Raw genomic sequence first — 22,886 nt, forward strand, 5'->3', positions numbered from 1 at the left:
CGACACGTAGGGTACATGCCCGCCGACAGTCGGGCCGCCGCATTTCGCGCGCACCGACCGGGTCGGCCCCGGGCGGCAATCGGGTGTGCGTCGAGGGGGCACGACCCGCTACGATGCCTGCAGTGCCGCGGTCACCGACCTGCGGCGCGTCCTGTGCGGGCGTAGCTCAATGGTAGAGCCCTAGTCTTCCAAACTAGCTACGCGGGTTCGATTCCCGTCGCCCGCTCTGAACGGCTCAGGGCCAGGTCGGAGGATGATTCCTCGGCCTGGCCCTGATCGTTTTCGGGGGGCTCCGATCAGTGCGCCGTGTTGGGAATTTCCCTGCATCATCAAGGCCCGCGCGCGCCGCCTTGTTGGCGGGGTCGCCGCTCGAAGCGACCGTGCAGCCCACTCCCCCGAGGTGCAACCGCTACGAGGCATGGACGAGCGACACGAGCGTGAGGGCCCCGGAGATACTCCCCGGGGCCTTATGTTCGGCGGTGGTCACACGAGATCACCGATTACCGTCCGCTGACACCCCCAGGGCTCTGGCAAGACGTTGGACGCTCTGCGGCAGGTCCTGTGCACTGGCCGCTTTGACCTGCACCGTTGCCGCCATTGGTAGGAGGCTGCGGAGTGGCGAAGGCCTGGGCCGAGGCACCGAAGACGCCAGCCCCCACGAGCACCGCACCGGCTACGACCCGCCCTATGCGCTTCACCATGACGCAATGCCCCTTTCTCCCCTTTGGCGTACTTTTGGCACGCTACGCCCCTTCCTTGGGAATGCAAGAAGCGCAAAGCACGCCTCAGTCAGGGCCAGGAGCGCCCCCGGCGGGTGAACAGGCGAGGACTGCCTCGAAAGTTTGGCGAGCCCGCAGAAGGCCGCACGTGCCCCCTGCGTGCATCACAGGGCGGCGGCCGTCGGGGAACCACGGGGAACAGCGGCGAGCACCTCGGATAAATCCAGGTCTCTCCCTGGGCCTTTTGCGTTCCTGGGGTTCGCCGTGCCCCGGAGGCTTGCCGTGCCGGCGGGGTCACAGGCTCCGTACGTCCACGGAGTACACCGAGCGAACGCCGTACGAGACGTAGAGCGCGTCGCCCGCGAGGACCGGGGCCGCCGGGGTGATGAGGCCGTCGGTGCCGCCGTCGTCCCGTCCGGGGCGTGTGGCCTCGATCTTCCCCGTGCGGGTGTTGAGGGCGGCCAGGCGGCCGCTGGGCGACGCCAAGTAGACGCGGTGCGCGGTGACGGCCGGCGGGCCCGGCAGTTCCAGGGTGGAGTTGGTCTCCCAGAGCTGCTGCCCGGTCCGCGGGGCGATCGCGCGGACGGTGCCGCTGGGGAGGACGGAGTACAGGGTGCCGCGGGCGAGGTGGAGGGTGGCGTTCTCCGGCTGGGTGCGGGACAGCTTGACCGTGGTGACCACGTGGGACGAGACGTGGATCAGGGTCAGGGTGCGGCGGGCGTAGTACCGGTCGGCCAGCACCAGGCGTCCGTCGCGCTGACCCAGGATGCCCAGCGAGCCCTTGGCCGAGGCGGTCCAGCGGGCCCGGCCGGTGGCCGGGTCGAGCTGGACGACGCGGGTGCGCGCGGTGCTCTCCGCCCCGAGGTCGGACTGGCACACGACGTACGCGACGCCCGCCGGGCCGTGCACCGAGCAGCTGGTCGGGTCCGAGCCCGCCGGCAGCTCGTACCTCCAGCGGACCTTGCCGTCGTCGGCGTCCAGGAGCGCGAACGCGTCTCCCTCGTCGCCGTGGATCGTGAGGATGCCCCCGGGGACGGCGGTGGCCCACCCCGTGGTGGCGTCGGGGGCGCTGGAACCGGCGCCGTCGCCCGTCACGGCCTTCCAGAGCACCTTGCCCGTGTCGGCGTCCAGGGCCTGGACCGTGTAGACGGTCGTCATGTGCTCGTCCCCGTTGTCCTGCTCGTCCGAGCCGTACGTGTAGACGACGTCACCGCGGGTGGTGATGAGCGCGCCGTCCCCGCTGAACGTCCCGCCGTCGGGTGTGGGGTCCAGGGGCCGGGACCAGGTGTTGCGTCCCTCGGCGAGGGTGAACCGGGCGGCCATGAGGCCGTCGCCCGCGCAGACCAGGGAGGAGTCGACGGCGGCACAGCGCTTGAACGGGCCGTCGGCGCCCTCCGGCCCCTTCGCCTTCTCGGCCCAGGCCCGCCATCCGGCAGGCAGGTCACGCTCGACGGGGCGCGGCTCGGCGTTGATCGCCACCACCGTGACGGTGGTCGCGACGGCCAGCAGCAGGGCGCCCAGCGCGGAGGCGAGGAGCAGGCGGGCACGGCGTCGACGGCGGGGCTGTGGCGGGGTGCCGGCCGGCTCGGGGGCGGGGCGTGGGGCGGGCAGCCGGCCGTCGCGCAGGAGGGTGAGCAGTTCGCCGGCGGCGGGGCGGGCCTTGGGGCTCTTCTCCAGGCAGAGGCGGACGAACGGAAGCAGTTCGTCCGGTACTCCGTAGAGCTCCGGGTCGCCGTCGACGACCCGCACGGCCGTCTCGTAGGGGGTCGGGCTGTCGAACGGGCCTCGACCGGTCGCGGCGTACGCGACGACCGAGCCGAGGGAGAAGATGTCGGCGGCCGGTCCCACGTCGTGGGGGGAGGAGAACTGCTCGGGGGACATGAAGGGCGGGGTGCCCATCACGCGGCCGGTCTGGGTGAGGACGTCGGCGGGGGCGAACTCGGCGGCGCGGGAGATGCCGAAGTCGATGACGCGAGGGCCGTCCTCGGCGAGCATCACGTTGGCCGGTTTCAGATCCCGGTGCACCATGCCGGCGCGGTGGATGTCGCCGAGCGCCTCGGCGAGGCCGGCGGCGAGTTCGCGCACCTTCGGCGGCGGGAGCGGGCCGTGGCGGCGGACGTGGGTGCCGAGGTCCTCGCCCGCTATGTAGAGCGTGGCCATCCATGGGCGCGGCGCGTCGGCGTCAGCGTCCACGACGGGAGCGGTGAAGGCGCCGCTGACCTGGCGGGCGGTGGCCACCTCGCGGCGGAAGCGGATGCGGAACTCGTCGTCGTCGGCGTAATGCGCGTGTACGACCTTGACGGCGAGGCGACGGCCGGAGGCGGAGCGGGCCAGGTACACGACGCCCATACCGCCGGAGCCGAGGCGGTCCTCGATCCGGTAGCCGCCCACCTCCGCCGGGTCCGTCTCGCGCAGCGCCATCCGTACGTTCCCCCCGTTCCGGACCGTTCGACGATCACGATCGAGGGTATCCGTACGTTTCCAGGCCGCCCCACGGGCCCTAGAACTGGATGGAGTTGATGGTCTCCGCTATCGAGTTGAGGAAGCGCTGGATGTCGTCCGCCATGCCGGTCGAGGCGAGGAAGAAGCCGAACAGCACGGCGACGACGGCAGGGCCGGCCTTCAGGGAACCGCCACGGATCAACACCACCAAGATGATCGCCAACAGCAACACCACTGACAGCGAAATGGCCACAACAGATCACACCCTCGGTCGGTCCGCTCTCCCGGCCCGGGGACGCGACCCAGCGCACCCCCGCCAGAACCATCGTGCCACCAACCAGGCCCGGCTATGCGGCCCGTGACGTTTCGTTCGCCACACCTGTGCCGGATCTGTGCGGCTCCCTCGTGCGTACCGACCCCTCATGGAGTGCCCGCACAGTATTTCGACAGGACACTCGCAGTGAGAATTCGACAGGATCGTTTCCATCGCCACACAACGTGTTCGCAGGGATTTCGAATTCACCGCACAATGATCATTACACCGGAGCCGCATCCTGACCATATGCACGTGTTAGTCGGGATGAATCCGGACAAGGCGGGTGCTCAACAGGTGTCCGACAGGTGCATGTTCGTCGTACACATGTCATCGAGCGCAATAACCGGTAATGACCTCGCAGGTTTTACGAAATCCCACACGCGACGCTAGGGTGCCTCAGATGTTCCACGCTGCCTCGTCCCCCGCATGCGCAGCCAGGTCCTGGATCGTCTCCCCCGGATTCCGGCGGGAGGGTCTGTGACGAACTCGCTGCGACCGCACGGCCACAACAGAGCGCCACTCCCCCCGGCACAGCCGTCCGCGGACGGAGTGCCGAGTCCGCGCTCACCGCACAACCAGAAGGCCCAGGCGAACAACAGATCCGCGTCCGGCGGTGCCAAGCAGCGCGACGCGTTCTTCGACAACGCCAAGTACCTGGCGATCGTGCTGGTCGCCATAGGACACGCGTGGGAGCCCATCAAGGGCGACAGCCGGACCCTGGAGGCCGTGTACACGATCGTGTACACCTTCCACATGCCGGCGTTCATCATCATCTCCGGCTTCTTCTCACGCAGCTTCGACGCGAGCCCCAGCCGGCTCAAGCGGCTGATCACCGGCGTCGCGGTGCCGTACATCGTCTTCGAGACGGCCTACCCGCTCTTCAAGCGCTGGATCGCCGAGGACCCGGGCCAGGACATCAGCCTCCTGGACCCCTGGTACCTCACATGGTTCCTGTGCGCGCTGTTCATCTGGCGGATGACCACCCCCATCTGGAAGATGGTGCGCTGGCCGCTGCCGATCGCCCTCGGCCTCGCCATGGCGGCGACCGTCGCCCCCGAGATCGGCGACGACCTGGACCTGCAGCGGGTCCTGCAGTTCCTGCCGTACTTCGTGCTGGGCCTGTGCATGAAGGCCGAGCACTTCCACATGGTGCGCACCCGCACCGTGCGGATCCTGTCCGTGCCGGTGGGCCTGGCAGCACTGGTCGTCGGCTACTGGGCGGTGCCGCGCATGAACACCGCGTGGTTCTACCACCGCGACTCGGCGCAGGAGCTGGGCGCGCCCTGGTGGACCGGTCCGGTCATGGTGCTGGCGATGTTCGGCTGCTCGCTGCTGCTGACGGCCTGCTTCTTCGCCTGGGTGCCGCGCCGCCACATGTGGTTCACGGCGCTCGGCGCGGGCACGCTGTACGGCTACCTGCTGCACGGCTTCGTCGTGAAGGCCGGTGACTACCAGGGCTGGTTCGAGGCCGCCTGGCTGCACCGCCCGCTCGGCGAGATCCTCGTCAGCGTCCTCGCGGCGATCGGTGTCACGCTGCTGTGCACCAAGCCGGTGCAGCGGGTGTTCCGGTTCGCGATGGAGCCCAAGATGGACTGGGCGTTCAAGAAGGACGCGGCGGAGCTGGCCCGCGAGCGTGAGAAGCGCGAGGGCGCGGCGGCTGTGCGTCAGAAGGTCGACGCCTGAGCCGACGCGCCGTAGAACGACTCAGGACGACCCGAGACCGAGAAGTGCGCGCATCCGCGCGTACTTCTCGGTCAGTCGTTTCCGGGTCGTCTCGTCCAGGACCGCGAGGCGCGCCGGGTCCGCGTTGTGCGCCAGGTCCGCCTCCTTCACCACCAGCGCCCCGGGAGTGGCCAGGATGCGCTGTGCGTAGGCCTCGGGCGGCTCCCCGGCCCGTTTGGTGACCGCGCGCACGATGTCCTTCGTACGACGGCTCAGCGCGGCCTGCTCCAGCCACTGCTCGGAGAGCGCGTCGTCCTCGACGGCGTCGTGCAGCCAGGCCGCCGCGATCTGGTCCTCGTCGCCGCCACGCGCGCGTACGCCCTCGGCGACGGCCCTGAGGTGCTCGGCGTACGGCCGTCCGGCCTTGTCCCTCTGCCCCTCGTGGGCGGCGCGGGCGACGGCCTCCACGTCCGCCAGGGACAGCTTCTCCCGCGGATCCCGCGGGTCTCTTCCGGTTTCCTGCCGCTGTGTCTCGGTCACCCGTCCAGTGTCGCGGCTCAGCGTGCCGCCGTCGCCGTCGGCCCCTCGCGGCAGATCAGCAGCAGCGCCCTGTCGTCGTTGACGTCCCTCGCCACCGCTTCGATCAGGTGCCAGGCCGCTCCGTGGAAGCCGCCGGCGACATAGCGGTCGGCTTCGCCCGTCAGGCGGTCGATGCCCTCGACGATGTCGCGGTCGGACGTCTCGACCAGACCGTCCGTGAAGAGCATCAGCACGTCGCCGGGCCGCAGCGTGCCCTTGACGGGGTCGAACTGGGCGCCGTCGTACACGCCGAGGAGGGGGCCCTCGGCCGCCTTCTCCTCCCAGCGGCCGGTGCCCGCGCTCAGCTGCAGGCCCGGCGGATGGCCCGCCGAGTAGAGCTCGTAGTCCCCGGAGTCGAGCTCCAGGACCAGGTGGATGGAGGTCGCGAAGCCCTCGTCCCAGTCCTGGCGCAGGAGGTAGCCGTTGGCCGCCGGAAGGAACGCGTGCGGGGGCAGGCTGCCCAGCAGGCCGCCGAAGGCCCCCGACAGCAGGAGGGCGCGCGAGCCCGCGTCCATGCCCTTGCCGGACACGTCCGTCAGGACGACCTCCAGGGTGCGCCCGCCGTTCGTACGGGCCGCGACCACGAAGTCGCCGGAGAAGGACTGGCCGCCCGCGGGACGCAACGCCATCTCGCGGTGCCAGCCGTGCGGCAGGCCCGGCAGCTTGCTCTGGACGCGGATGCGTTCGCGCAGGTCGAAGAGCATCGTGCCGCCGCGCCGCCAGGGCACGCCCACGCGGCTGCGGAACTGGGCGATCAGCAGCCCGAAGAAGCCGCAGGCGGCCACGACCAGGACCACTCCGGGGGTGACTCTCGACGGGCCCTCCGTGTAGGGGCCCAGCTGCACCGACTCCACGATCAGGGCGGTGGCCGCCGCCGCGTACAGGCCGAGCAGGCTCGCGGGGCGCAGCAGCAGCCCGCCCGCCACGATGGGCAGCACCAGCGCGGCCGGGGAGAACCACACCGGGTTGGCCATGGTCAGGGCGCAGATCAGCGGCACCATCAGGAGCAGGCCGGCCAGGGCGATCCAGTCCGAGCCGTCGCCGCGGAAGTAGTCCACGGCACTTCTGCGCACGCCGACGCGGGCCCGGTGCCACTGCATCTTCAACCGGGCCGTGAACGTCTCGGCCACCGTGCGGCGGTCTCGTCCTGCTGCCATTAGTTCGGGACCCTATCCATCGAACCTGCTGCTTGGCACGGGAGGTCCCACTTGTCCCCCGTCCGAGGTTCAACTTCACAGTGAACTTCACGGAATGCCGTCGTGCCGCCGCCAACGAGAAATTCCCTCGCTCGTCCCCCAATGCCCTGGTAGGCATGGTTCATGGCGAATGACGGTGCGAGCGACCCCGGCCGCGTGGAACTGCGCGCGCTGCGGCAGGACGAGTGGAACACCTGGTACGACACACTGATCCGCGCCTTCGGCGGAGTCCCGGAGGCCGCCGCGGAGCGGGAGTTGTGGAACTCGCTCACCGAGGTCGACCGCTCCCTGGGCGCCTGGGAGGGCGACGCGTGCGTAGGGACGGCGGGTGCGTTCGGTTTCCGGCTGACCGTGCCCGGCGGCGCCTGCGTGCCCGCCGCGGGCGTGACGATGGTCAGCGTCGCCGCCACGCACCGCAGGCGCGGAGTGCTGACGTCGATGATGCGGCGGCAGCTGGACGACGTGCGCGAGTGGGGCTGGCCGTTGGCCGTCCTGACCGCCTCCGAGCCGGAGATCTACGGCCGGTTCGGGTACGGCGTCGGCACCTTCCATGTGGACGCCGAGATCGACACGACCCGTGTGCGGCTTTCCGTGCCGCCCGGCACCGACGACGTACGCCTGAGGTACGCCGTGCCGTCCGACGTCCTCGACGTGTGCGAGGCGGTGTACGCGCGCAAGGTGCCCGGCCGGCCGGGCATGCTGGCCCGGCAGCCCGGCTGGGAGCGGCTGATGGTGTTCGACCCGGAGAACGACCGTGACGGCGCGTCGCCGCTGCAGTGCGTGCTGGCGGAGCGGGACGGCGAGGTCGTGGGGTACGCGCGCTTCCGCGTCAAGCCGGAGTGGGACTCCTCCGGGCCCGAGGGCTCGGTGATGCTGCGGGACACCGAGGCCCTGGATCCGGCGGCGCAGGCCGCGTTGTGGCGGTTCCTGTTCGGCATCGACCTGACGTCCACGGTGAAGGTCTTCGGGCGGCCCGGGGACGAGGCGTGGCAGTACCAGGTGTCCGACCTCCGGCGGTGTGCGGTGCGGGTGCGGGACTCCTTGCACGTCCGGCTGGTGGACGTGGGGGCCGCGCTGGAGGCGAGGACCTACCAGGCGCCGGTCGACGTGGTGTTCGAGGTGGAGGATTCCTTCTGCCCCTGGAACGCGGGGCGTTGGCGGCTGTCGGGGGACGCCAAGGGCGCCTCGTGCGAGCGTACGACGGACGCCGCCGATCTCTCCTTGTCGGTACGGGAGTTGGGCGCGGCCTACCTCGGTGGCGTCGGCCTGGGCGCGCTGGGTGCCGCGGGGCGGGTGCGGGAGCTGCGGCAGGGGGCACTGGCCGCGGCGTCGGTGGGGTTCGCGTCCACGGTGGCGCCGTGGCTGCCGCACGGCTTCTGAGCCCGCGCCGGCGGCCCTACGGGGTCTGGCAGTCGGGGCACCAGAAGAGGTTGCGGGCGGCGAGGTCGGCGGTGCGGATCTCGCCACCACAGATGTGGCAGGGCAGGGTGGCCCTGCGGTAGACGTAGACCTCGCCGCCGTGGTCGTCGACGCGGGGCGGACGGCCCATCGCCTCCGGTGTGTGTTCCGGGCGGACGGTGTCGATGCGGTTGTTGCGGACGCCCTCGCGCATCAGCTCGACGAGGTCCGTCCAGATGGCGTCCCACTGGGCGGCGGTGATGTCCTTGCCCGCACGGTACGGGTCGATGCGGTGCCGGAACAGGACCTCGGCGCGGTAGACATTGCCGACACCGGCGATGATCTTCTGGTCCATCAGCAGGGCGGCGATGGTCGTACGGCTCCGGCGGATCCTCAGGTACGCGGCGTGCGGGTCGGCGTCGTCGCGCAGGGGGTCGGGGCCGAGGCGGTCGTGTATCGCCTGCTTCTCGGTGGGCGTGATCAGGGCGCAGGTGGTGGGTCCGCGCAGATCGACGTACGCCGTGCTGTGCGCGAGGCGGAGCCGGACGGTGTCGGTGGGCGGGGGTGTCGGGGCTCCACCGAAGGTGACCTTGCCGAAGAGACCGAGGTGGATGTGGACCCAGTCGTCGTCCCGGAAGCCGAGGAAGAGGTGTTTGCCGTGGGCCTCGGTGTGGGTGAGTTCCGAGCCGTCCAGGAGAGCCGCGGCGTCGGAGAACTTGCCCTGGGGGCTGGTCACGCGTGGGGCCGTGCCGAGGAAGGCTGCGGCGTAGTCCTGGGCCAGCCGGTGAATGGTGTGGCCCTCGGGCACGGCGGACTCCTTCTTCTGCTGCGGGCGGGTGGGGGTGCGGCAGGGGGTTTCGCCCCCGCCGCCCCTGCCCGTGTCCTCGAACGCCGGTCGGGCTGAGTCCACCTGGACCGGCGCCAGGCTCGTGACCCTCGCCCGAGGGGCAGAACGCCCTACTGCTGGGGGTGGTGCGGCGGGATCGGGGGGAGGTCGCCGGTCGTCTCGTAGTCGGCCAGCATGGTGATGCGGCGGGTGTGACGCTCGTCACCGGAGTACGGGGTGCCCAGGAAGGTCTCGACGAACTTCGTCGCCTCCTCCGTCGTGTGCATGCGCGCACCCACCGCGACGACGTTGGCGTTGTTGTGCTGGCGGCCCAGCGCCGCCGTCTCCTCGCTCCAGGCCAGCGCCGCCCGCACGCCCTTCACCTTGTTCGCGGCGATCTGCTCGCCGTTGCCGGAGCCGCCGATCACGATGCCGAGGGCGTCGGGGTCCGCGGCGGTCCGCTCCGCGGCGCGGAGGCAGAAGGGCGGGTAGTCGTCCTGGGCGTCGTAGATGTGGGGGCCGCAGTCGACCGGGTCGTGACCCGCCGCCTTCAGCCAGTCGACGAGGTGGTTCTTGAGTTCGTAGCCCGCATGGTCGGAGCCGAGATACACGCGCATGGAACGAGTGTGACACGGCTGTTTCAGGGCAGCAGCGTCGGGTGCCGACCGTCTGAAATTGTGACTCGCGCCATAGAACCTCAAGGAAACCTCAAGTAACAATCCCGAATCAAAGGTTCCCGAATCAGTTCTCCTCCGATTCACTGGTCCGACTCGTACACCGCTCGTGCGACTCGTACACCGCTGGTACGGGAAAACCCCTCCCCAACGGCGCAAAGGAAATCCGTTCCATGACTTCGCAGCCGACCAAGCAGACGGCCGAACCGGCCGCCGGCGGCCATGGCCTACAGGCCGGGCTCAAGAACCGCCACCTGTCGATGATCGCCATCGGCGGCGTCATCGGCGCCGGGCTCTTCGTCGGATCCAGCTCCGGTATCGCCACCGCCGGCCCCGGCATCCTCCTGTCCTACGCCCTCGTCGGCACGCTCGTGGTGCTGGTGATGCGGATGCTGGGTGAGATGTCCGCCGCCAACCCGACCTCGGGCTCCTTCTCCGCGCACGCCGACCGGGCTCTCGGGAACTGGGCCGGTTTCTCCATCGGCTGGCTGTACTGGTTCTTCTGGGTCGTCGTGCTGGCGGTGGAGGCCACCGCCGGTGCGGTGATCCTGGAGGGCTGGATCCCGGCCGTCCCGCAGTGGGGCTGGGCCCTGATCGTGATGGTGGTGCTCACCGCCACCAACCTGGTCTCCGTCGGCTCCTACGGTGAGTTCGAGTTCTGGTTCGCCGGTATCAAGGTCGTCGCCATCGCCGCGTTCATCGTCGTCGGCGGACTTGCCGTCTTCGGCCTGCTCCCCGGTGTCGACAGCGAACAGGCGGGGCTCGCCAACCTCACCGAGCACGGCGGTTTCCTGCCCAACGGCGCCGGCGCCATCCTCACCGGTGTCCTGCTGGTCGTGTTCTCCTTCATGGGCAGCGAGATCGCCACCCTCGCCGCCGGCGAGTCCGAGAACCCGCAGCGCGCGGTCACCAAGGCCACCAACAGCATCATCTGGCGTGTCGCCGTCTTCTACCTCGGCTCGATCTTCGTCGTGGTGGCCCTGCTGCCCTGGGACAGCAAGTCGATCGCCGAGGACGGCTCGTACGTCGCCGCGCTGGACTCCCTGGGCATCCCGCACGCCGGTCAGATCATGAACTTCATCGTGCTGACCTCGGTGCTGTCCTGCCTCAACTCCGGCCTCTACACCGCCTCCCGCATGGCCTTCTCGCTCGGCCAGCGCGGTGACGCGCCGAAGGCCTTCGCGCGCACGACCGGCCGTGGTGTGCCGCGCACGGCGATCCTCGCCTCCGTCGTCTTCGGGTTCGTGGCGGTCTTCTTCAACTACGCCTACCCGGACTCGGTCTTCCTCTTCCTGGTCAACTCCTCCGGTGCGGTCGCCCTGTTCGTCTGGCTGGTGATCTGCTTCTCGCAGCTGCGCATGCGGAAGATCATCCAGGCCGAGGCACCGGAGAAGCTCGTCGTGAGGATGTGGCTGTACCCGTACCTGACCTGGGCGACGGCCGCGCTGATCGTCTTCGTCCTCGGCTACATGCTCACCGACACCGAGCACGACGGCCGCAAGACCGTACTGCTGTCCCTGCTCGTGGCCGCACTCGTGCTGATCGTCGCCTTCGTGAAGGAGAAGGTCGGCGCCAAGCGTCCCGCGAGCGTGGAGGCCGCCGTCTCCGGCGCGGAGCGCGACGAGGTCAAGACCGGCTGAAGCCGCTGACTCCTCGGGGAGGGGTGGTGGGGCGCGCTCGCGCGCCTCACCACCCCTTTGTCGTCTCTGCGGTCACAGCACCGTGAAGCTGTCCCTGACCTTCTCGTAGGTCGTGAGCGCCTGCGCCTCGATGTCCGGGCGGTACCACGTGTTGACCTGGTACGACTTGCCGCCCACGGTGAAGCCCAGCAGCTGGGCGTGCCAGGGTTCGCCCTGGAGGGTGAAGGTGTACTCCCAGACGACCGCCGGGCGCCCCCGGAAGGTCGTGCGCTCCAGGCGGATCTTGCTGTAGTCCTTGCCCTGCCGGGCGTTGCGCTCCGACTCCTGCCAGGAGTCCATGAGGTCGCCGCGGGCCAGGGACGACTTGGCGGCCAGTTCCTGCTTGCCGTCCGGCGACGTGTAGTGCACCTCTGAACCCGTCTTGACGTTCCGCCGCCAGCCCTCGGGGGTGGCCCAGGCGAACCCGCCCGCCTCGCGGTGGGCGCCGGGCGGCAGGCTCTGCGGCCGTGAGGTGCCCTCGACCGTGGCGGAGGGGCCGCTGCCCGGGGAGGACTCCGCCGTGGCGGACGGCGTTGCCGAGGAGCCGGCGCGGTCGCCCTTGGGCACACCGAAGTCGGTCGCCAGGACGACCGCCACGACCGCGCCCGCTGCGACGATCCCGACGGAGGCCACGAGACCCGTACGGCGACGTCCCCGCCGGGGCCGGGCCGGGACCGCAGGACCGGGGAGTTCGCCGGGCGGCATGGGGGCGTACGACCCGCCCGTGCTCGGCACGAGTTCCGGCTCCGGGGCGGGCCGCCGCTCGGTCACCGCATCCGAGCGGGCCAGGGAGACACCGCCCCGGCGCGGCGGGGAGGCGGCGGAGTCGCCGGGCGGGGGTGTCGAACACACCTCGGGGGCCGCTGGGGAGTGGGCCTCGGACGACGCCTGGGACCGGGGGTCGGACGGAGCCTGGGGCCGGGGTCCGGGAGGGGCTTGGGGCCGGGGGTCGGAGAGGGGCCCGGAAGCGAGTTCGGTGGAGGCCGAGGTGGCCGCTTCGGTGGAGGAGCGGGCCGAGGTGGCCGCTTCGGTGGCCGAGGGAGCCGCCTCGGCCGAGGGTCGCGCGTCTCCCGCCGTCGGCACGGGCGTCGGCGGTATCGCGTCGCGTACCTCGGTGGCCGGCCGCCGTGGATCGGGGTGGGCCGGGACGGCCGCCGCGGGCGCGGGTCCGGCGGTGTGCGCGGGCGTGCGTGCAGGCTCCGGCGGCCAACCGGCATCCGGCGAACCGGCCGGCGGCCCCGGGCGCACGGGCTCGGGGTCGTACGCGCGTACGAGTTCTCGGCCGTCCGCGCGTACGGGCTCGGGGCCGGACGTGCGTACGGGCTCGGGCTCCGGGCCCCGTACGGCATCCGCCCCGGGGCCAGTCACCGGATCCGGCCCCCGGTGCGGACGACCGCCCTCCGTGCCCCCGGGCTCCAGACGTCCGGCCGCCGGGGCTTCGGGCTCCAAGCGTCCGGGACCGGCCTGCGTCTGCGGGTCCCGGCTGCCGCCCTCGTCCTCCTCCGGCGCCGACGCGGCGTCCTCACCGGTCCGCTCCCCCGCCCCCAGCCGGGGCACCCCGGCCGCCACGACCGGCACGGTCGGTGTGGGTTCGGGGAACGCCACCGGCTCCAGCGCCGTCTCCAGCTCGTCCAGGCCCGGCCGGTGCGACGGCTCCTTCTCCAGCAGGGCGGCCAGCAGGTCCCGCAACGGGCCTGCCGTCGGGGGGAGTTCGGGCTCCTCGTACAGGACCGCGTGCAGGGTGGCCAGGGTCGTGTCACGGGAGAACGGAGAGCGGCCCGCCAGTGCCGCGCTCAGCGTGGCGCCCAGGGACCAGAGGTCGGACGGTGGGCCCTGGGGCCGGCCGGAGATGCGCTCGGGGGCCATGTAGTCGGGTGAGCCGACGAGCATGCCGACCATGGTGAGGGCCTTGGCGTCCTGGATCGCCGCGATACCGAAGTCGGTCAGGACCACGCGGCCCCGTCCGCGCGTCACCTCCGACTCCACCAGCACGTTTCCCGGCTTGATGTCACGGTGGAGCACACCGCGGGCGTGGACCCGGTGCAGTGCCGCGACCAGGCCCAGGCCGATCCGGGCCGCTTCGCAGGGGCCGAGGGGGCCCTCCTCGGCCATGATGCGCTCCAGGGAGCGGCCCGCCACCAACTCCATGACGATCCACAGTCGTTCGCCCTCGTCGACCACGTCGTAGACCCGTACGACATTGGGGTGGTCGATCCTCGCCGTCGCCCTCGCCTCGCGCAGGGTGCGTTCACGGCGCGTGCGCGTGTCCTCCGCGTCGAGGCCGTCGATGCGCATCTCCTTCACGGCGACCAGACGGTCGAGCATCTCGTCGAGGGCTCGCCACACGCGCCCCATTCCCCCCTGGCCGATGCTCTCGACCAGCCGGTAGCGGCCCGCCACCAGGAGACCGGGAATCCCCTCGCTCCTCGTATTTCCCGCGCTTCCCGTGTTTCCCGAGTTTCCCGTGTTCTCCGCGTTCCCCGGCAATCCGCTGCACCCCCTCCACCGCTCCTCAGCCGACCCCGACTGAAACACAACGGTCACACTTCAGGCCGTACCAGCATAGTGCGGAGAAATCTTGTGGTAGCTCTTCAAGTACTGCGAATTCAGGCGCAGACAAGGGGGACGAACATGAGTTCTCGTCGCATGAAGGCCATCACGGGATCGCTGGTCGCGGCATCTTTCTCGGCAGTGGTGATCCTTTCCGGCACAGCCGGCGCGGATGACCGGGACACCGGGAGCAGCAAGGGGGGAAAGGTCATCGACGAGGCACCGGCAGGGGTCGAGCTGACCACTCTGCTGCCCGAGAAAATTTCGGTGGACAACAGTTCGGGAACCACCGACATCACGGCCACGGTGAAGAACGAAGGGACCAAGGAAAGCGGAAAGATCCAGCTTTTGGTCGTCGGTTTCGACGGCCTCACGGTGAAGAATGTCGAGGGATGTTCAGCGATCGACAAAAACAATCTGCCGGAGGGCTCGAACAGTGGTTTCGCCTGCGCCCTCGACAATCTGCCGGCCGGTGAGTCGAAGTCGTACGCCGTCGACGCGACGTACGACCTGAAGAAGGCGGGCAAGATCTGCCTTCCCGTCCAGAGCGGTGACGGCAAGAAGACGTACTGGCAGCAGGGCCCGGTGCCGTTCGGCACGACGAACCCGTCGCCCGACGCCCCGGCCACCCCGCTGCTCCTCGGCACCGACAACAAGCCGGTCGCGCCGGGCGCCGACGAACTGCCCAAGACCGGACTCGGCCGTGACGCCCTGCCGCTCGGGGCGGCCGGAGCCGCGCTGATCGCGGTGGGCGCGGCCGGACTGTGGTGGTCGCAACCGCGGCGGCCGAGGCGGACGCAGGAGGGCTGAGCGGCAGCGAGACGCGAAAGAGGCTCGCCAGGTGGTCGCGGTGCGACCGGGCGAGCCTCTTCCGTGACGGCTGCGGGGTCAGCGGTTGATGAGCTTCCACACGGTGGGCAGGGCACCCATCGCCAAGGCCGCCTTCAGGGCGTCGCCGATCAGGAACGGGGTGAGGCCGGCCGCGATCGCGGCGGACGCGGACATGCCGGTGGCGAGGGCCAGGTAGGGGACGCCGACGGCGTAGATGATCGCCTCGCCCAGCAGCATCGCGCCGGCCGTGCGCAGCATGGTGCGGTCGGCACCGCGGCGGGCCAGGGCGCCGACGACCGTGGAGGCGAGGATCATGCCGAGGATGTAGCCGAAGGACGGGGCGGCGGCGCCGGAGGTGCCCTCCGCGAACCACGGCACACCGGCGATGCCCGCGAGTGCGTACAGCGCGAGGGAGAGGAAGCCGCGGCCGGCGCCGAGGGCCGTACCAACGAGCAGCACCGCGAGGGTCTGGCCGGTCACCGGCACCGGGGAGCCGGGCACGGGCACCGCGATCTGGGCCGCGAGACCGGTCAGCACGGCACCGCCGACGACGAGCGCGAGGTCGCGGACGCGGGAGGCCGGGAGCAGGTCGGCGAGGACCTGACCGGTGCGGGCGGGGGCGGCGGCAGCGGTGCTCATGGGGACTCCGCGAAGTGAGGGGCAGTACGGGACGCTGTGACGCTATCCCGGGACACACGCCGTGATCACCGTCAGTGGTCGACAAAGGGGCGCTCACGGAGTTGGTGGGCTCCGGACAAAGGATGGCTGTTACACCGGGTACGGGGTGATGTCGATCACTGAGGCAGGGACGTGCGGCTCACATGCCGGACGAGGGTGCCGACTGTAGGGATTCACCAATCCGTGAGCCCTTGCGTGGCCCGTCACCGGCCAGGAGGGGCAGCCTCACCCCGGCCCCACGTGATCGACATGTCACCTACAGTGCGGCAAGTGTCCGCATAGTGGGCAGATCCTCCTTCTGAGCGGAGAGGCTGCCCAGACTGTGGGGGTTTTTTGCCCTCTACGCATTGGACGAGCCGCGCCCATGCCTCACACGACCACCGAGACGCCCGCCCAGGCGGACGGCGCCTCGCTGTCCCACGGTCTCAAGCAGCGCCATCTGTCGATGATCGCCCTCGGCGGTGTCATCGGCGCCGGCCTGTTCGTCGGCTCCGGCGCCGGTATCGCCGCCGCCGGCCCGTCGATCGTCGTCGCGTACATCCTCTCCGGCCTCCTGGTGATGCTGGTGATGCGGATGCTCGGCGAGATGTCGGCGGCGTATCCCTCGTCGGGCTCCTTCTCCGCGCACGCCGAGCGGGCTCTCGGACCCTGGGCGGGCTTCACGGCCGGCTGGTCGTTCTGGGTGCTGCTGTGCACGGCCGTGGGCCTGGAGGGCATCGGCGCCGCGAAGATCGTGACGACCTGGCTGCCGCACACCCCCGAGTGGGCGTGGGTGGCGCTGTTCATGGTCGTCTTCTGCGGCGCGAACCTGGCCGCGGTGAAGAACTTCGGTGAGTTCGAGTTCTGGTTCGCGGCTCTGAAGGTCGGCGCGATCAGCCTCTTCCTGGTGCTGGGCGGCCTCGCGATCGCCGGCCTCCTGCCGGGCACGGACGCGCCGGGCACCGCCAACCTCACCGGCGAGGGGGGTTTCCTGCCGAACGGCAGTGAGGGCCTGATCATCGGCCTGCTCGCCTCGGTCTTCGCCTACGGCGGCCTGGAGACGGTCACCATCGCGGCGGCCGAGTCGGAGAACCCGGTCAGCGGTGTGGCCCGCGCGGTCCGCACGGCCATGTGGCGGATCGGCCTGTTCTACATCGGCTCGATGGCGGTCGTCGTCACCCTCGTCCCCTGGGACTCCAAGGCGGTCGTCGAGAAGGGCCCGTACGTCGCCGCCCTCGACCACCTGGGCATCCCCGGCGCCGGCCAGGTGATGAACGTCGTGGTGCTGGTCGCCCTGCTGAGCGCCATGAACGCCAACATCTACGGCTCCTCGCGCATCGCGTACTCGCTGGTCGAGCGCGGCCAGGGACCGAAGGCCCTCGGCCGGGTGGCGGGTGGCGTCCCGCGCGTGGCGGTCCTCGCCTCCTCGGTCTTCGGGTTCGTGTGCGTGGTGCTGAGCTACTGGCGTCCCGACGACGTCTTCCCCTGGCTGCTGAACATGATCGGCGCGGTCATCCTCGTCGTCTGGATCTTCATCGCCGTCTCCCAGCTGCGCCTGCGCAGCCGTCTGGAGCGCGAGGCACCGGAGAAGCTCGTCGTGCGGATGTGGGCGTTCCCGGTGCTGACGTGGGTGGCCCTGGCGGGCATGGTGGCGATCTTCGTCCTGATGGCCCGGCAGCCGGACACCCGCGTCCAGTTGTACTCGACGGGTGCGATGACGCTGTTCCTGGCGGCGGCCGGGTTCGCGTGGCAGAAGGCGCGCGCCAGGAACTGACGGCCGCGGCCGACGACGAAGCCCCCCGTGTGATCCACGCGGGGGGCTTTTTGCTGTTAGCTTGTTATTGCGACCAAGTTGCAACAAGCTGGCCGCAGCAGCGTCCTGCCTCGTGATCGTCTTCTCACCCTTCACGGCGGCAGGCGGAATGAGGGAAGCCCCCGCGAGGACGTGACTCGCGGGGGCTCACCCGCTGCCGGGCGCTCAGCGGTCAGGGCTTGCGGCCCAGGCCCCCGTGCTGGCCGATCGGCCGCGGCTCGGTGCCGCCCGGGTCCGGACGCCACAGGGGGACGGAGACGACACCGGGCTCCACCAGGTCCAAACCCTCGAAGTACGCGGCGATCTGGTCGATCGGACGCAGGAAGTAGGGGACGGCGCCGGTCTCGTTGTAGGCGTCCTGGGCCTGCTCATAGGTCGGGTCGGTGCCCCGGGAGCCGTCGTTGACCGACAGGTAGCTGCCGGAGGGCAGACCGGCCAGAAGGCGGCTGACGAGGTCGCGGGCCCGGTCGTGGTCGGCCACATGGCCGAGGATGCCGCTGAGGATCAGGGCCGTGGGGCGGGTCAGGTCGAGGGTGCGGGACGCCGCCTGGAGGATCTTCTCCGGTTCGTACAGGCTCAGGTCCTCGTACGCCGTCGCGCCCTCGGGCGTCGAGGTGAGCAGCGCGCGGGCGTGGGCGAGGACCAGGGGGTCGTTGTCGACGTAGACGATCCTCGACTCGGGGGCGAGGCGCTGGGCGACCTCGTGGGTGTTGTCGACGGTGGGCAGGCCGGTGCCGACGTCGAGGAACTGGCGCACGCCCGCCTCGGCCACCAGGTACCGGATGCTGCGGCCCAGGAAGGCGCGGCTGCTGCGGGCGATGGTGACGATGCCGGGGAAGACGGCGGTGTAGGCGTCACCGGCCACCTCGTCCACGGGGTAGTTGTCCTTGCCGCCCAGCCAGTAGTTCCAGATGCGGGCCGAGTGCGGTACCGAGGTGTCGATCTCCGTCATGCGCCCATGGTGCTACGGCAGGCCGGGCTCGCACGGCACATTGAGGGAGAGAAGTGCGGCGGATCCGTCGGATCTCATGAGGAGTTCACTGATCGCCGCGTTGCGCAACCGGGGGAACACTCTGCGGTACTCCCCGGCCGGGATCGACAGCAGGGTGCACAGCACCAGCCGGAACAGGGTGTTGTGGGCGACCACGAGGACCCGTCGGCCGGGGTGCGCGGCGGCGATGCGGCGCAGGGCCGCGGCACCGCGCAGGGCTGCGGCGGCGGGGTTCTCCGCCCCCGGGAAGGGGTGCGCCACCGGGTCGGCGCGGAAGGCGTTCGCGGCCTCGGGGTCCTGTGCCGCGAACTGCGCGAGCGTACGGCCCTCCACCACCCCGAAGTCGCACTCGCGCAGGTCGGGTTCGCGATGCGGGGTGAGGCCGAGGGCACGGCAGGCGGGCTCGGCGGTGACCACGGCCCGGGACAGGGGGGAGGTCCAGACCGCGTCGACCGGGTGGGCGGCGGCCCAGCGGCCGAGCGCCTCGGCCTGGGCGCGGCCGGTGTCGGTGAGGGCCACGTCGCTCACGCCGGCGTAGCGGTTCTCGGCATGCCAGACCGTCTGCCCGTGCCGGGCCAGCAGCAGCGTCGTCGCGGTGCTCGTACTCATGACTGAGCAGTATCCCCGTCCAGGCGGGCACGGGCATGCGCCGCGACCGGGGGTGGGAGCCAGCCCCGGCCGGTGAGTTCGTCGATCAGGCGGGCGTACGGCTCGGCGAAGCGGGCGGTGCTCCCGGGGCGGGGTTCGACGGTCGCGCGGATGCGGACCATGGCCTCCGCGGCCTCCTCGAGGCGCGGTGCCGCACCCGTGCCGTAGACGGCCAACGCGGCCATCCCCAGGGCCGGTTCGGTCTGCCGCGGCACCCGTGCCGGGCGGCCCAGGATGTCGGCGCGCAGTTGGTTCCAGTACCGGCTGCGCGCGGCCCCGCCCGTGAAGGTGAGGGTCCCGTCGAGCGGGGCGCCCAGGTGGTGCAGGTAGTCCAGGCACAGGCGCTCCGCGTAGCCGACGCCCTGCAGCAGCGCGGCCCACAGGTCGGCGTCGGACTCCGGTTCGCCGAGGACGAGCGCGCAGGCGTCCGGGGCGAGGAACGGGAAGCGCTCGCCGGGCGACACCAGGGGGTAGGCGATGGCGCCGGACGGCTCGTACGCGGCGGCCAGTTCGTCCATGGCCGCCGGGTCGGCGCCCGCGAACGCCGCCGTGAGTACGCCCGCGCCCACGCTGGAGGCGCCGCCGGGCAGCCAACCACCGTCGGGGGCACGGTGGTTGTAGACCACGCCGGCCGGGTCACGGACGGGCTCCGGGGACGCGCCCTTGAGGACCAGCGTGGTGCCGAGCACCGAGTTCCAGGAGCCGGGGCGCAGGGCGGCGGAGGCGATCTGGGCCGCGCAGCCGTCGGTCATCCCGGCGACGACGGGTGTCCCCGCGGGGATGCCGGTGACGTCGGCGGCGGTCGCGCAGACCTCGCCGAGGCGGGTGCCGGGACGTACGACGTCCGGGACCGCCGCGTCGGACAGGCCCAGCCGGGGCAGCACGGCGGGCCAGGCGTCGCGCTCGACGTCGTAGCCGGTCTTCAGGGCGTGGCTGGCGTCGGCCGGGGGCAGCTCACCGGTGAGGAGGGAGACGACCAGGTCGGGTTGGTGGGTGATCCGGCCCGGCCCGTAGGTCTCGGTCAGCCACAGTGCCTTCGGCAGCGCCCAGGTGTCCTGGACGTCGAGCCCCGCCATCCTCGCCCGCGCCGCCTGAGCCGTCGCGCGCCCGTCGTCGTACATCAGCGCGGGGCTCATCGGGCGCCCCGCCCCGTCCGTCAGCAGCACGGTCCCGGAGGTCCCGCACACCGCCAGCCCCCGGACCGGAACCTTCGGCCGCCCGCGCAGCGCGGCCCGCGACGCCGCGCACAGCCCGTCCCACCACTCCGCCGGGTCCTGCTCGTGCCGCACGCCGTCCCGCCGCCCGGCCAGCGGGGCCGAGCCGCTGCCGAGGACCGTGCCGTCCCGGGCTACGAGCAGCACGCGGACGCTCTGGGTGCCCAGGTCGATCCCGAGCCATGCCTCGTCCTCGGAACGCTCATCCGCCATCCGGAACCTCCCGCACATCGCGATCCGATCCGTGAACTTCTCACTCTGCACTGAGATTTTCCCGTGCGCGAGGGATTGACGGCCAACTTCCGCCGTTCCACCCTCGGTTAGCGAGTCGACTCGCCGTGTGAACCCGAGCAGCTGACCGAGCCCCCACGTGGAGGTCACGGATGGACAAGCACGTGCACGACCGCCGCCGCTTCCTCGCCCTGACCGCCGCGGCCGCCGCGACCCCGCTGCTCGCGGCCTGCGGGGCCGGGTTCGGCGGTGACGACGACAAGAGCGACGGCTCGGCCGCCGACGACGTCACCGGCTCCTTCGACTGGAAGCGGGAGAAGGGCACGACCATCAAGGCACTGCTCAACAAGCACCCGTACACGGACGCGCTGATCGCCGACCTGAAGTCCTTCACCGAGAAGACCGGCATCGAGGTCGAGTACGACGTCTTCCCCGAGGACAACTACTTCGACAAGCTCACCGTCGACCTGTCCAGCGGACGCGCCTCGTACGACGTCTTCATGCTCGGCGCGTACATGGTCTGGCAGTACGGCCCGCCGGGCTGGCTGGAGGATCTCGGCCCCTGGATGCGCAACTCCTCGGCCACCGGCGCCGAATGGGACCAGGCGGACTTCTTCCCGAACCTCCTCCAGGCCGACCAGTGGTCCCTGAAGGCGGGCGCGCCGCTCGGGCAGGGCGGACAGTACGCACTGCCGTGGGGCTGGGAGACCAACGTCGTCGCCTACAACACGGACGTCTTCGAAAAGCTCGGCCTCAAGCCCGCCGAGACCTTCGACGAGCTGCGCGAACTCGCCGGGACGATCAAGCGGAAGGCGCCGGGAGCCGGGTTCGACGGCATGTACGGGATCGCCGTACGGGGATCGAGGAGCTGGGCGACGATCCACCCCGGCTTCATGACGATGTACGCCCGCAACGGCCTGAAGGACTTCACAGTGCGGGGCGGGAAACTCACACCCGCCATGAACACCCCTCAGGCCGTCGCCTTCACCGAGGACTGGGCCGGCATGGTCAAACAGGGCGGGCCGCCGTCCTGGACGTCGTACACCTGGTACCAGTGCTCCAGCGACCTCGGCGCGAAGAAGGCCGGGATGCTGTTCGACGCGGACACGGCCGCCTACTTCCAGGCGGTCGAGGGCGCGAGCCCCGCCTCGGGGAAGATCGCCTTCCACCCCGGCCCGAAGGGGCCGGACGGGTCCCTCGCCACCAACATGTGGATCTGGTCGCTCGGCATGAACGCCAAGAGCAGGAAGAAGAGCGCGGCCTGGCTGTTCCTGCAGTGGGCCACCGGCAAGGAGCACCTGCTCAGGAGCGCGGTCACGCACAACCACATCGACCCGGTGCGCAAGTCGGTCGCCGACGCGGCCGCCTACAAGAACAAGATGAGGCACCTCCCCGGCTTCATCGAGACCTTCGAGGCCGTCGTCGACCAGACGAAGATCCAGTTCACCCCGCAGGCCCAGTTCTTCGACGCGACCACCAGCTGGGCCGCCGCCCTCCAGGAGATCTACGGCGGCCAGGGCGCGAAGTCGGTGCTGGACGGGCTGGCGGGCGACCTCGCCGACAAGGTGGGCTAGCGCGATGGGATGGCGGCCCGCCCTGCGCCCGTACGTCCTGATCGTCCCCGCCCTGCTGCTGACCTGCGGGATCCTCTACCCCTTCGGCCTCGGCCTGTACTACACCCTGTTCGACTTCTCGGCGAGCAAGCCGCAGCCGGACATGGTGCGGTTCGAGAACTACGAGGCCGTCTTCACGCAGGAGGCCTTCTGGAACTCGGCGTGGGTGACGGTGCTGTACGCGGTCGGGGCCGCCGCCGTCGAGACCGTCCTCGGGGTCGCCGTCGCCCTGCTGCTGCACCGGTCGACACTCGTCGGGCGGGTGCTGGAGAAGATCCTCATCCTGCCCCTGATGATCGCGCCGGTGATCGCGGCCATCATCTGGAAGCTGATGCTCCAGCCCTCGGTGGGGGTGGTGAACTACCTGCTCAGACCCTTCGGGCTGGGCGGAGTGCAGTGGACGGACACCCCGACCGGCGCCCTGCTGTCGTCGATCGCCGTGGACGTCTGGGTCTACACCCCGTTCGTGGCGATCCTCGCCCTGGCCGGACTGCGGTCGCTGCCCACCTCCCCCTTCGAGGCGGCGGCCGTCGACGGGGCGGGCTGGTGGTACACCTTCCGGCGGCTGACGCTGCCGATGCTGTGGCCGTACGTCCTGGTCGCGGTGATCTTCCGGTTCATGGACTCGCTGAAGGTGTTCGACATCATCTACGCCCTGACGGAGGGCGGGCCGGGTGACTCGACCGTCGTCCTGCAGATCCGGGCGTACCTGGAGGCGATCCGCTTCCAGCGGTACTCCTTCGGGATCAGCTACACGATCGTGCTGTGGGCCGTGGTGTACCTGGCCGCGATGGTGCTGGTCAAGCACCTGGGGAAGATCCAGCGCAAGGCCGCGGAGGTGAAATGA

At 70.8% G+C, this 22,886-nt stretch carries 18 protein-coding genes and 1 tRNA gene; 8 read left to right on the forward strand and 11 right to left on the reverse strand.

Annotated elements, in window-relative coordinates; genetic code table 11:
* Nucleotides 1-155: 155 nt before the first annotated feature.
* Nucleotides 156-226, forward strand: a tRNA-Gly gene (locus tag ACWCPI_RS18815).
* Nucleotides 227-1,013: 787 nt separating this feature from the next.
* On the opposite strand, the gene ACWCPI_RS18820 is transcribed toward ACWCPI_RS18815, so the two are convergent.
* Complete coding sequence (locus ACWCPI_RS18820; protein WP_451039162.1) at nucleotides 1,014-3,140, reverse strand: protein kinase domain-containing protein; 2,127 nt, start codon at nucleotides 3,138-3,140, stop codon at nucleotides 1,014-1,016.
* Between the two features lie 79 nt (nucleotides 3,141-3,219).
* Nucleotides 3,220-3,414: a hypothetical protein gene (locus ACWCPI_RS18825; RefSeq protein WP_030044846.1), complete on the reverse strand. Its 195-nt coding sequence runs from the start codon at nucleotides 3,412-3,414 to the stop codon at nucleotides 3,220-3,222.
* Nucleotides 3,415-3,954: 540 nt separating this feature from the next.
* Between ACWCPI_RS18825 and ACWCPI_RS18830 the strand changes: the two genes are divergently transcribed.
* On the forward strand, nucleotides 3,955-5,160 hold the full coding sequence (locus tag ACWCPI_RS18830; RefSeq protein ID WP_451039163.1) for an acyltransferase family protein: 1,206 nt from the start codon (nucleotides 3,955-3,957) through the stop codon (nucleotides 5,158-5,160).
* Nucleotides 5,161-5,181: 21 nt separating this feature from the next.
* Here the strand turns inward: ACWCPI_RS18830 and ACWCPI_RS18835 are convergent, their stop codons facing one another.
* Both ACWCPI_RS18835 and ACWCPI_RS18840 read right to left on the reverse strand, forming a co-directional pair.
* Nucleotides 5,182-5,679, reverse strand: coding sequence for an HD domain-containing protein (locus ACWCPI_RS18835; protein ID WP_451039164.1), 498 nt, complete (start codon nucleotides 5,677-5,679; stop codon nucleotides 5,182-5,184).
* Nucleotides 5,680-5,696: 17 nt separating this feature from the next.
* Nucleotides 5,697-6,875: a PP2C family protein-serine/threonine phosphatase gene (locus ACWCPI_RS18840; RefSeq protein WP_451039165.1), complete on the reverse strand. Its 1,179-nt coding sequence runs from the start codon at nucleotides 6,873-6,875 to the stop codon at nucleotides 5,697-5,699.
* A 162-nt stretch (nucleotides 6,876-7,037) separates the two neighbouring features.
* On the opposite strand from ACWCPI_RS18840, the gene ACWCPI_RS18845 reads away from it, so the two are divergent.
* On the forward strand, nucleotides 7,038-8,294 hold the full coding sequence (locus tag ACWCPI_RS18845) for a GNAT family N-acetyltransferase (RefSeq protein WP_451039166.1): 1,257 nt from the start codon (nucleotides 7,038-7,040) through the stop codon (nucleotides 8,292-8,294).
* Nucleotides 8,295-8,310: 16 nt separating this feature from the next.
* On the opposite strand, the gene ACWCPI_RS18850 is transcribed toward ACWCPI_RS18845, so the two are convergent.
* Together ACWCPI_RS18850 and ACWCPI_RS18855 are read right to left on the reverse strand one after the other, a co-directional pair.
* Nucleotides 8,311-9,120, reverse strand: a complete 810-nt coding sequence (locus tag ACWCPI_RS18850; protein WP_451039167.1) for an Fpg/Nei family DNA glycosylase — start codon at nucleotides 9,118-9,120, stop codon at nucleotides 8,311-8,313.
* A gap of 149 nt (nucleotides 9,121-9,269) precedes the next feature.
* On the reverse strand, nucleotides 9,270-9,755 hold the full coding sequence (locus tag ACWCPI_RS18855; protein ID WP_451039168.1) for a ribose-5-phosphate isomerase: 486 nt from the start codon (nucleotides 9,753-9,755) through the stop codon (nucleotides 9,270-9,272).
* Nucleotides 9,756-9,985: 230 nt separating this feature from the next.
* Here ACWCPI_RS18855 and ACWCPI_RS18860 point away from each other — a divergent pair, with 230 nt between their 5' ends.
* A complete protein-coding gene (locus ACWCPI_RS18860; RefSeq protein ID WP_451039169.1) occupies nucleotides 9,986-11,452 on the forward strand; it encodes an amino acid permease in 1,467 nt (488 codons plus the stop codon).
* A gap of 72 nt (nucleotides 11,453-11,524) precedes the next feature.
* On the opposite strand, the gene ACWCPI_RS18865 is transcribed toward ACWCPI_RS18860, so the two are convergent.
* Nucleotides 11,525-13,846 carry a protein kinase domain-containing protein gene (locus ACWCPI_RS18865; RefSeq protein WP_451039309.1) on the reverse strand — a complete coding sequence of 774 codons (2,322 nt, stop codon included), beginning with the start codon at nucleotides 13,844-13,846 and terminating at the stop codon, nucleotides 11,525-11,527.
* A gap of 276 nt (nucleotides 13,847-14,122) precedes the next feature.
* Between ACWCPI_RS18865 and ACWCPI_RS18870 the strand changes: the two genes are divergently transcribed.
* Entirely contained in the window at nucleotides 14,123-14,851 is a 729-nt protein-coding gene (locus tag ACWCPI_RS18870) for a hypothetical protein (protein WP_451039170.1), read from the forward strand.
* Nucleotides 14,852-14,929: 78 nt separating this feature from the next.
* Here the strand turns inward: ACWCPI_RS18870 and ACWCPI_RS18875 are convergent, their stop codons facing one another.
* A complete protein-coding gene (locus ACWCPI_RS18875; protein WP_451039171.1) occupies nucleotides 14,930-15,511 on the reverse strand; it encodes a biotin transporter BioY in 582 nt (193 codons plus the stop codon).
* Nucleotides 15,512-15,914: 403 nt separating this feature from the next.
* Between ACWCPI_RS18875 and ACWCPI_RS18880 the strand changes: the two genes are divergently transcribed.
* On the forward strand, nucleotides 15,915-17,303 hold the full coding sequence (locus ACWCPI_RS18880) for an amino acid permease (RefSeq protein ID WP_451039172.1): 1,389 nt from the start codon (nucleotides 15,915-15,917) through the stop codon (nucleotides 17,301-17,303).
* A gap of 211 nt (nucleotides 17,304-17,514) precedes the next feature.
* Here ACWCPI_RS18880 and ACWCPI_RS18885 read toward each other — a convergent pair whose 3' ends face one another.
* The 3 genes from ACWCPI_RS18885 to ACWCPI_RS18895 are packed head-to-tail and all read right to left on the reverse strand — an operon-like array spanning nucleotide 17,515 to nucleotide 20,408.
* Nucleotides 17,515-18,294, reverse strand: a complete 780-nt coding sequence (locus ACWCPI_RS18885) for an SAM-dependent methyltransferase (RefSeq protein WP_451039173.1) — start codon at nucleotides 18,292-18,294, stop codon at nucleotides 17,515-17,517.
* A gap of 12 nt (nucleotides 18,295-18,306) precedes the next feature.
* Entirely contained in the window at nucleotides 18,307-18,942 is a 636-nt protein-coding gene (locus tag ACWCPI_RS18890) for a histidine phosphatase family protein (protein ID WP_451039174.1), read from the reverse strand.
* On the reverse strand, nucleotides 18,939-20,408 hold the full coding sequence (locus tag ACWCPI_RS18895) for an FGGY-family carbohydrate kinase (protein WP_451039175.1): 1,470 nt from the start codon (nucleotides 20,406-20,408) through the stop codon (nucleotides 18,939-18,941). The genes ACWCPI_RS18890 and ACWCPI_RS18895 overlap by 4 nt, the downstream gene beginning before the upstream one ends.
* 170 nt (nucleotides 20,409-20,578) lie before the next feature.
* On the opposite strand from ACWCPI_RS18895, the gene ACWCPI_RS18900 reads away from it, so the two are divergent.
* Nucleotides 20,579-22,000 carry an ABC transporter substrate-binding protein gene (locus ACWCPI_RS18900; protein WP_451039176.1) on the forward strand — a complete coding sequence of 474 codons (1,422 nt, stop codon included), beginning with the start codon at nucleotides 20,579-20,581 and terminating at the stop codon, nucleotides 21,998-22,000.
* Nucleotides 22,001-22,004: 4 nt separating this feature from the next.
* The gene (locus ACWCPI_RS18905; RefSeq protein WP_451039177.1) at nucleotides 22,005-22,886 is read left to right on the forward strand and encodes a carbohydrate ABC transporter permease; all 882 of its coding nucleotides are present in this window, start codon (nucleotides 22,005-22,007) and stop codon (nucleotides 22,884-22,886) included.

The sequence above is a fragment of the Streptomyces sp. NPDC001920 genome (genome assembly GCF_053594495.1).